Origin of the sequence: Enterococcus florum (assembly GCF_004309355.1) — a bacterium.
Lineage (GTDB): Bacteria > Bacillota > Bacilli > Lactobacillales > Enterococcaceae > Enterococcus_A > Enterococcus_A florum.
Window position 1 is genome coordinate 146082 of record NZ_BJCC01000007.1, and the last position, 8903, is coordinate 154984.

General features: G+C 44.7%; 9 protein-coding genes. 2 read left to right on the forward strand and 7 right to left on the reverse strand.

Translation table 11 applies throughout. The features are described from left to right. Positions 1-26 precede the first annotated feature (26 nt). A complete protein-coding gene (locus NRIC_RS04200; protein ID WP_146621452.1) occupies positions 27-680 on the reverse strand; it encodes a B3/B4 domain-containing protein in 654 nt (217 codons plus the stop codon). A 151-nt stretch (positions 681-831) separates the two neighbouring features. Here NRIC_RS04200 and NRIC_RS04205 point away from each other — a divergent pair, with 151 nt between their 5' ends. Next, the gene (locus tag NRIC_RS04205) at positions 832-1515 is read left to right on the forward strand and encodes a metal-dependent hydrolase (RefSeq protein ID WP_146621453.1); all 684 of its coding nucleotides are present in this window, start codon (positions 832-834) and stop codon (positions 1513-1515) included. Positions 1516-1584: 69 nt separating this feature from the next. On the opposite strand, the gene NRIC_RS04210 is transcribed toward NRIC_RS04205, so the two are convergent. The 3 genes from NRIC_RS04210 to NRIC_RS04220 are packed head-to-tail and all read right to left on the reverse strand — an operon-like array spanning position 1585 to position 3418. After that, the gene (locus tag NRIC_RS04210) at positions 1585-1953 is read right to left on the reverse strand and encodes a P-II family nitrogen regulator (RefSeq protein WP_146621454.1); all 369 of its coding nucleotides are present in this window, start codon (positions 1951-1953) and stop codon (positions 1585-1587) included. Further along, complete coding sequence (locus tag NRIC_RS04215) at positions 1950-2738, reverse strand: DUF1538 domain-containing protein (RefSeq protein WP_146621455.1); 789 nt, start codon at positions 2736-2738, stop codon at positions 1950-1952. The genes NRIC_RS04210 and NRIC_RS04215 overlap by 4 nt, the downstream gene beginning before the upstream one ends. Continuing rightward, on the reverse strand, positions 2735-3418 hold the full coding sequence (locus NRIC_RS04220) for a DUF1538 domain-containing protein (RefSeq protein ID WP_146621456.1): 684 nt from the start codon (positions 3416-3418) through the stop codon (positions 2735-2737). The genes NRIC_RS04215 and NRIC_RS04220 overlap by 4 nt, the downstream gene beginning before the upstream one ends. Positions 3419-3707: 289 nt before the next feature. Here NRIC_RS04220 and NRIC_RS04225 point away from each other — a divergent pair, with 289 nt between their 5' ends. After that, the gene (locus NRIC_RS04225) at positions 3708-4733 is read left to right on the forward strand and encodes a threonine aldolase family protein (RefSeq protein ID WP_146621457.1); all 1026 of its coding nucleotides are present in this window, start codon (positions 3708-3710) and stop codon (positions 4731-4733) included. A 57-nt stretch (positions 4734-4790) separates the two neighbouring features. Here NRIC_RS04225 and NRIC_RS04230 read toward each other — a convergent pair whose 3' ends face one another. The 3 genes from NRIC_RS04230 to NRIC_RS04240 are packed head-to-tail and all read right to left on the reverse strand — an operon-like array spanning position 4791 to position 8716. Beyond that, entirely contained in the window at positions 4791-6341 is a 1551-nt protein-coding gene (locus NRIC_RS04230; RefSeq protein ID WP_146621458.1) for a hydantoinase/oxoprolinase N-terminal domain-containing protein, read from the reverse strand. Beyond that, complete coding sequence (locus NRIC_RS04235; RefSeq protein WP_146621467.1) at positions 6334-7437, reverse strand: S-methyl thiohydantoin desulfurase family protein; 1104 nt, start codon at positions 7435-7437, stop codon at positions 6334-6336. The genes NRIC_RS04230 and NRIC_RS04235 overlap by 8 nt, the downstream gene beginning before the upstream one ends. Positions 7438-7441: 4 nt before the next feature. Further along, positions 7442-8716, reverse strand: coding sequence for a cytosine permease (locus NRIC_RS04240; protein WP_146621459.1), 1275 nt, complete (start codon positions 8714-8716; stop codon positions 7442-7444). Positions 8717-8903: the final 187 nt, after the last annotated feature.

Genomic DNA, 8903 nt, shown 5'->3' on the forward strand with positions numbered 1-8903 from the left:
GTTGGCGAAGAGGCCAACTCCTTTTTCTATACAATTCCTTGTTCAACCACTTTGCCATTTTTCAAATATGATTCTACTAAAACAGCAATATCCTTTTGCATTGCTGCCGCGTCTGTTCCGCCAAATAAATAACCGACGATCAGGCCTTGGCTTGTGTGATCACTAATCATGGCACGCGTTGAATCGGAGGTTGGACTACCAAAGGCACCTGCTGCGTCAATCAGAACCATCAAATTCTCGATATTGACTGCTTTTTTTCCAATTCCCGAATAGCTTTCACCTTCCTGGCCTACACCTAATCTTATCTCACCAGCAATTTTAGCTGCGTCATAACTCCCAAAAGGAAGCTTGTATTTTAGTGAAAAATAATTATTCAAATCTACTAAGCTATTGATTTGATACAGCCCTTTTTTCTGAATCACTCTGCGCCACAAGCTGTCTGAAGATGGGCGAAAACGAGCCGGATCCTTCCCTAGCGCACGATAAACCTTTTTCGTAGCGATCATCGCTTCATCGTCCTTAATCCTTTCAATACTGTCCTTTTCTTCGATGGTTTGGAGCAGCGGATTCAGCAGCTCCTGCCAAATTTTTTCACTGTAGGTTTCGTTTTCAAACTCAACGACTGTGTAGGCCAAGGTAACGCCAAGCTTCTTCAAATGGTCTTCAATAACAACCTTCATTTCGTTTCCTCCTATCTTTGCTCTTATTTTACCTGTTTCTTTTCCAAACGAACAGTCTGTAAATCAATTCTTCTCATCTTCAAAAAGAATCGAGTATAATAAATGAAAACAATCGTTGACTTGAAACCAAGAAAACTAGGAGGTAGAAAAAATGAAGCTTTCGTATCATGGACACTCTGTGCTTTTTATCGAAATGGACAATGGGGAAAAAATTTTGGTCGATCCATTCATCACTGGCAATCCATTGACCGATCTTCACGTAGCTGAGGTGAAGACGGATTGGCTTTTGATCACTCACGGGCATGAGGATCATGTTGGCGATATGGTCCCGATCGCTAAACAAAACAACGCAACGGTTGTTGGAATCGTCGAATTGTGTACCTTTGCAGAAAAAGAGGGCGTTAAACAAACTCACGGCATGAATATCGGCGGTAGTCACACGTTTTCTTTCGGGAAACTCAAAATGATCCATGCTCAGCATAGTACCGGCTATCAAAAGGATGGCGAAATGATCTATCTTGGTGAACCGGCCGGCTTCTTGCTTCAAGCCGAAGGAAAAACGATTTATCATGCAGGAGATACTGCACTTTTTGGGGACATGGCCTTATTGGGACGCAAATTTGAGATCGATATCGCCTTTTTGCCGATCGGTGACAACTTTACAATGGGACCTGAGGATGCGGTCGAGGCGGCAAAAATGCTGAACACTAAAAAAGTCGTTCCGATCCATTACAATACGTTCCCTCTGATCAAACAAGACCCTCAACAACTGGTAAGAGCATTACCAGAGGGTGTCGTCGAAATCATGGAGGTTGGTCAGGTAATTGAACTTTGATCCCTTGTTCTTTTTGATAAACAGCACAAAAACAGCGTGGAGCTCTGTCATCTGTCTCCACGCTGTTTGTTAGTTGTTTAGTTCATTCATAGTTTTGGTTTCACCAAAAGACTTGATGGATGTCATGCCCATCGCTTTATCGATATCAATGGAGAAGCACACACCGTTGCCTGGTTTGTCGATACGGATGCCTTTGCCGATTGCTTCCATGATATCCAATTCGATATCTGCTGGCACTAGCGTTAGAACAATGTCTTTTTCCGGTTGAATATCCAGCCCAAAAAATTTTCCGCTATCATGGACCCCTGAGCCTCGCCCGTGCAGGATCGTTCCGCCGACTGCTCCAGCTTCTTTTGAAAAATCAACGACATCCTGACCACTTCCGCCATCCACAATCGTTACAATCATTTTTAAATGCAATGCCACTAATTTACTCATTCTTCTCCCTCGCTATCCTGCAAAGCGCGCTTTGCCTTTTGGTCTCTTTCGTCCTTCAATTTATAAACATATCCTAAAGCCAACGTCGTTAAGATCGGGGTCAATGCGATCATTGCTACAACACCAAACCCATCGATCATTGGATCACGCCCCTCTATTTGAGCGGCAATCGCCACACACATCGCTAAAATAAAGGTGGAGCACATTGGTCCAGTCGCAACACCACCATTGTCGAACGCCATCGCTAAGAACATTTTATCGACTTTTCTTCCTAAAAGAAAGACCAAGATGTATCCTGGAATCAAAAAGTAATACAACGAGAATCCTGCCAACAGCCGCCACATGGATAGACTGACTGCCAGTCCGATTCCGATAGAAACAGACCCCAGCAAAACATTGCCGTTGATTCGCCCTTCGCTTTGTTCTTCCACCTGCTTGACCATTACGTGGATCGCAGGTTCAGCAAATCCGACTAGAAAGCCCATCAAAAAGCCTAAAGGGATCAGGATCCAGTTGGCGTCCATCGCCGCGATCGTCGAGCCTAAATGTTCGCCGATTGGTAGATAAGCAATGTTTACACCATGTAAAAACAAGATTAAGCCCACGGTCGTGATCAAAAAGCTCTTCATGATACGGGCAAAGCGTCGTTTGCGCAGTTTAAAGCTGGTAGCGTTCAACACGATAAAGATTAAGACGATCGGTGCGACAGAAAGAATTACATCGCCTGCGACATCATCGATCCCGTGTATGATCTGCCGCAGCAATTCGTTAAAGTCAATGCTCATCGGAAAATCACTCCCAACAACATGACGGCTAGTACGGGGCCGAGCGAAGAAACGCCGACCATCCCAAAACTATCATTCTCATTCTTTCCTTGACGGACCATACTGGTCAAACCAGTTGCAAACGACAAGATAAACGGTACCGTCACCGGCCCTGTCGTAACACCGCCTGCATCAAAGGCGATCGGCATAAATTGCGGATCAGTGAAAAAAGAGGCAACCAAAATCGCCGCATAGCCGACAGCCATCATTTTCAAATAAGAGAATTTGAATACCATTCGCAATACTGCAAAAACAAGAAAAATCCCCGTACCGATACTCACCACAGCAATTAGGATCGTCCTTGAAATCGTCCCGTCCGAGATATCCGTTACTTGTTGCGCCAGCACTTGCACAGATGGTTCCGCGATCGTGATCACGATCCCAATTAGAAATGCTAGTCCAACTAATAATGGAAAATTTCGTTTGCGAATCAAAAATTTCCCTAATAAATCGCCAACTTCCATCATGGAATAATCTGCCCCGAACAAGAACAATGCCATTCCCAACATCATAATTCCTGCACCGATCAAAAACGAAATCATGGACTCACTGTCCAAAGGTGCAAAAATGATGGTTAGCAAAACGATTAAGATGGTCATTGGCAAAATAGCAATAATTACTTCTTTGAACGTTTTCTTCATCTATAGTCATTCCTCCCTAAACTATTCTATGCATTCCTAAACATGAAATGCAGTGACTTGCTTCTCCAAACACTACGTGAGGCTTGATTTGTTTAGATGCTGTAAAAAAATATGTTGCTCTTCTGACTCGTTCCTAGCAAGCATATTCCAGTTCACTCACTGGCTCCTCTATTTCATTGTAACAATAAACAGACAAATAAAGCCCACATTTTGCATTTTTAGTAAAATTTATACAAATTTATGCATTTTTTCGTTACACTGAGGGAAAGAAAAAAGAGGAGGAGCACGTATGTTAAATTTTGAATCAGATTATTTGGAGGGCGCTCACCCAACGATTTTGCAGCGTCTTTTAGAAACCAATGAGGAACAATTAAGCGGCTATGGCAATGATCCCTACTCATCATCCGCAAAAGAGAAAATCAAAGAAGCCTGCCAATGCCCCGATGCAGACATTTATTTCGTTTCAGGCGGAACCTTGACCAATGCGTTAATCATTGCTTCCCTATTGAATAAATATGAAGGTGTGATTGCTCCGGAGACAGGGCACATCAGCACCCATGAGACAGGCGCCATAGAATTTACTGGACACAAAATTTTGGCCTTGCCGGAAACAGACGGCAAACTCAAGCCAGAGGATGTGAAAAATTATCTGGAACGGTTTTGGGAAGATGAAAACCACGAATTTATGGTCTTTCCTGGAATGGTCTATCTTTCTCAGCCAACTGAGTATGGCACTTTGTACTCCAAAGAGGATTTGAAACAGCTTTCTGCAATCTGCCGCGAGTACAACATTCCATTATTCATGGATGGTGCTCGCTTAGGCTATGGCTTAGCAAGTAAAGAAAATGATCTGACCCTTGCAGATATCGCTGACTATTGTGATGTCTTTTACATCGGAGGAACAAAGGTGGGCGCTTTGTTGGGAGAAGCAGTGGTTTTTACTCGCAAGAATACCCCCGCACATTTTCTTGCCCATATGAAGCAGCAAGGGGCTTTGCTGGCCAAGGGACGACTGTTAGGAATTCAGTTTGATACTCTGTTTACAGAAAAACTTTATTTTGAGATTTCTCGACACGCGATCGAGATGGCCGATCAATTAAAGGCCGGATTTCTAGAAAAAGGCTATAAACTGTTGCTGGATTCGCCTACAAATCAGCAGTTTATCATCTTGGAAAACCAAAAGATGGCAGAATTGAAGCGCCAGGTCGCTTTCAGTTTTTGGGAGGCCTACGATGAGGAACACACAGTTGTTCGCTTCGCGACTAGCTGGGCAACCAGACAAACCGAGATCGATGCATTATTGGCGCTGATTTGATCAATAAAAAAAGCGGCAACAAAACCGTTCAGTTTTTGTTGTCGCTTCATTTATACTTTATTTCATTTTGCCTACTACCTTCACTCGTAAGCGTGTGGCATTTTCTGGATGGTAAGCCAACGGGGTTTCTTCCACTTCAACTAGCTCGATGGTCTCTTCAACAGCACCAGCCAGCACGGCTTGTTGCGACGCTTTTTGCTGTGCATCCTTCAGACAATCCGAACGCTCCATCTTCGTGTAGATATAGATTTGCTCGTATTGTCCGCTGATCTGAGCAATCGAGGCACCAATCGCATTTGCCACCCCGCCATGTTCATTCACGTAAGCGTTAGCGACTCCTTTTAAATCATCAGGTATGATGATCGCGCCGCCGCCCACCAACACAAGGTCCACATCCCCGGAGCTGGTCTTCATCTTATCAATCGCATCTTCTGTCATCGACTTGATTTTTTGATAGGCTTTTTCAGCAAACTCCTGAGGAATATCCGCCACAAGCGCAGCATCACCAATTGCAGCTTTGCCTAAACGAACAGCAATATCAGTCGCCGTGACTTGTTCTCCGCCGAAGACTTTTGCTTCTGTCGTGATTTTGTATCCGACACTGTCCGGTCCGACGGTGACTCCTTCAGCTCCTTCACGAACAATACTGCCGCCACCAAGTCCGATGGAAACGATATCGGGCATCCGGAAATTGGTGCGAATTCCGCCAACATCGACTGCCAAAGAGGATTCTCTAGGAAAACCGTCCGCTAGTACACCCAGATCCGACGTTGTACCGCCTACGTCAAGAACGATGGCATTCTCTAGTCTTGCCAAGTACGAAGCCCCACGAATACTATTGGTCGGTCCGCAAGCGATCGTAAGGATCGGAAATTGGCGCGCATACTCGATCGACATCAAGGTCCCATCATTTTGGCAGAGATAAACCTCAGCCTGCCGGATACCTTCGCTTTCCAATGCTCGTTCAAATCCATTGCTGGTCATACTCATTACTTTATTTAATGCAGCATTTAAAATCGTCGCATTTTCTCGCTCGATCAGTCCTACCGAACCAATGGTAGAAGAACAAGAAACTGGAACGGCTTCTCCTAGAATTTCTTTCGACCATTCGGCCACTTGAAATTCCTGGTCATTTTTCAGCGAAGAAAAGACGCCGATAATAGCCAAAGATTCAATTTCTCCTTGCCACCTGGTCAAGACTTGCTTCACTTCTGCTTCATTCATAGCGGAAAGAGGCTGTCCGTCATATTCATAGCCTCCTTGAACCAGTTCATAGTTTTTACCAAGAGTCTCTACCATGTCTTCTGGCCAAGCCGTATATGGTTTTACCGAGGCTGTTGCCGGATAGCCCAAACGGAGAACACCGACCTTAGATAGTTTTTTTCGCTCAACGATCGCGTTGGTACATTGCGTCGTCCCTAACATGGCATGGCTGATTTTTGATGGATCAATTGCTGATTCCTTCATTACTTTGTGAAGTGCCTGTTCGATCCCGGTCTGGATATCTTCAGTGGTGGGCACTTTTACTCCATGCACAAGCTTTAACTGTTCGTCAATAATGACTGCATCCGTATTTGTTCCGCCTACATCGATCCCAATCTTATACACGAGCGTTTCCTCCTTGCTTTGCGATTTCTTCTAACGGTACATATTCAAGATCGTACCCGAAATAGTTCGGCCCGACTGTTTCAATGCCCTTATCGGTCCGCCATTTCTCATCACATGGCAAAGCCAATACTCGAACACGCTTGCCGTATTTCAGTGCTTCCGTTGTTACTGGCATCAATGTTTCAAGATCAACCATACAGATCAAATCCGGGGTCATAGCCATCGGTACACCATCTTTTTCGGCGATCAAATTTTCATTTTGGAAGCAGACCTTCATTTGTGAGTCTGCTTGCTGATTCAGCCCTTCAATGGTAGCCTCGCCAAAGTTGAAGCCGCCTTGTACTCGCCGGATCACATCGGTAATTTTTCCTTGGAACAGCTCAATTCCGTTAGTCAACTCCAGCAGCTGCGCAAATTTAGTCGCTTCATCTTGTTCATTGCTGCGGATTACTTGTCCGATTTCTTCAGAGAACGTCATGATATGATGGATTCCGTGTTGTTTCAGCTGTTTTCCCGTAGAAGGATAGAGACTGACTAATGAACTAGCCCCCATCTCGACTGTTTGCACACGGGCCAGACGTTCTGTCCACTTGTTATCAATGGTTTCCATGATCCCAATATTGCCCTTTTCATCCGTGATAGCCATAGGGGCTGCGGAGATGCCGCCTAAATGAAAGGTTGTCATTTGAAGCTCTGGAAAGGCCCGCCCCATCCCATCACAGTCTACCAGCGGAATATTTAAAGCTGCAGCAACAACGATTGGGATCATGGAATTCACACCGCCAGCTTCCATCGGAAAGGTCCCAGCGACCTCTTCCACGCCTAAGTAACGGCCTAATTTCTCAAAGACACGCACAAATTCATCGCCCTTAGGAAACTTTTCAATCAATACAGACGGAGCACCCATCATTGCAGAGGGCATGAAAAAGTCATTGTCGTTAACCTCTTCTGGACTGATCAGTTTAACAGGTCCATGCTCCTGAATAGCAGACAGAGCCATCATTTTTCCGATATAAGGATCGCCTCCGCCACCGGTACCTAAAAAAGCTGCTCCAACAGCAATATTTTCAATCGCTTCCTTGTCTAAATAGCGCATCATTTTATTCCTCCACTTTAGTGATTTCTACATTTGTCTGTTTTGCAAAAACTTTACGCCCAATCAAATAGCAAATAAACGATAATACAATCCCGATCAATGGTTGATTCGGCAGTTGAGGCAAGGCAGGAAAGAAACTTAAAATAACTGGTGCACTAGCAACCCCCGCACCAATCAGCCACGAAATAATCCCCAACCAGTTTACACCATTCACCGGCGCCCATTTCGCCGGATCCCCTTTTTGCACGACCCAGTATGACGCGATCATCACACCAGCCACTGCTGGAACCATCGCTGACAATACTGACATAATCGGTACAAAATAATTTAAAATACCGACAACCGCTAATATCGTGCCGATCCCTCCAGCAACTGCCACAGCGATTTTTTCTTTTTCCTTTGAAATGTCGAACACATTAATCATCGCCAACCCGCCTGAGAACGCATTAACCGCATTGGTCGTCCAAGTAGCCAGGATCAAAGCGATCACACCTAAAATCGGTGAGCCGATGCCCATAAAGACTTCCGCGATATCCGCTGTCCCTGCAGTAATTGTCAAAACTGCTCCGACACCGATCATCAGCACACCTGAAGGCAAGATACCTAAAGCTGCTGCTTTAACAACATCTCTTCTGCTGCCGCAATATTGTGAATAATCCCCAGCGATGACAGCTCCCAGAGCGAAGGAACCGATGGTAATTGCTAACCCAGAAGCCATGGAAAGTTCTCCGCTTCCTTGGTAATCAAAGATAGAGCCGCCTGCTGTGTTGCTGATCGAAACCACCACTCCATAAACACAAGTAATCACCAAAATAGGTACTGCCACATAATTTAAAATATTCAAAAATTTAATACCATACAGGGCAGAGACCAGCATGATGATTCCCCAAATTAGTGAGGAGAGTTGAATTGGCAACTCGACGCCGTAAGTGGCCAAAAAAGTCGAAAAGGCTTGTCCGCATACATTGGCTTGGATCCCGAACCAGCCCAGACATGCAATCATTAGAATAATAGATATGATCTTTTGCGAACCGACTTTCCCAAAAACCTGTGAAGCTGTACTTACCGTTGGTTTGTGCAGATCCGTCCCCTGCATTCCCTGCAAAATCATCAATACGACAATAATTCCGTACCCGATCAACCCGGTCAATAATGCTTGAATGAAGGACATTCCCGTTACCAACGTGCCGCCAATCATCAAACTAGGAACACAAATCATTGCACCTGCCCAAACAAATGCCAGGCTTTGCCATGACTGATTGCTCTTTTCTTCATGCATACTTATTCCCCCTTCAAGATATTTCTACGATTATACAGAACCAATCTCCTCTGCGTCTTTTGCGAAATGAAAAAAATTGGCGTGTTTTTTTGGCGTTTGTAAAAAGGCGATCACAAAAAAACAGCTTGCCGTCTTGTACCGACCCCCAAAAGTTAGACCAAAAATCTAATATTTTGGGGGTCGATTT

Bases quoted from the DNA above. Each gene is read 5' to 3' on its own strand.
- NRIC_RS04220 (WP_146621456.1), bottom strand. From the start codon at position 3,418: ATGAAGAAAACGTTCAAAGAAGTAATTATTGCTATTTTGCCAATGACC.
- NRIC_RS04200 (WP_146621452.1), bottom strand. From the start codon at position 680: ATGAAGGTTGTTATTGAAGACCATTTGAAGAAGCTTGGCGTTACCTTG.
- NRIC_RS04225 (WP_146621457.1), top strand. From the start codon at position 3,708: ATGTTAAATTTTGAATCAGATTATTTGGAGGGCGCTCACCCAACGATT.
- NRIC_RS04205 (WP_146621453.1), top strand. From the start codon at position 832: ATGAAGCTTTCGTATCATGGACACTCTGTGCTTTTTATCGAAATGGAC.
- NRIC_RS04215 (WP_146621455.1), bottom strand. From the start codon at position 2,738: ATGAGCATTGACTTTAACGAATTGCTGCGGCAGATCATACACGGGATC.
- NRIC_RS04240 (WP_146621459.1), bottom strand. From the start codon at position 8,716: ATGCATGAAGAAAAGAGCAATCAGTCATGGCAAAGCCTGGCATTTGTT.
- NRIC_RS04235 (WP_146621467.1), bottom strand. From the start codon at position 7,437: ATGCGCTATTTAGACAAGGAAGCGATTGAAAATATTGCTGTTGGAGCA.
- NRIC_RS04210 (WP_146621454.1), bottom strand. From the start codon at position 1,953: ATGAGTAAATTAGTGGCATTGCATTTAAAAATGATTGTAACGATTGTG.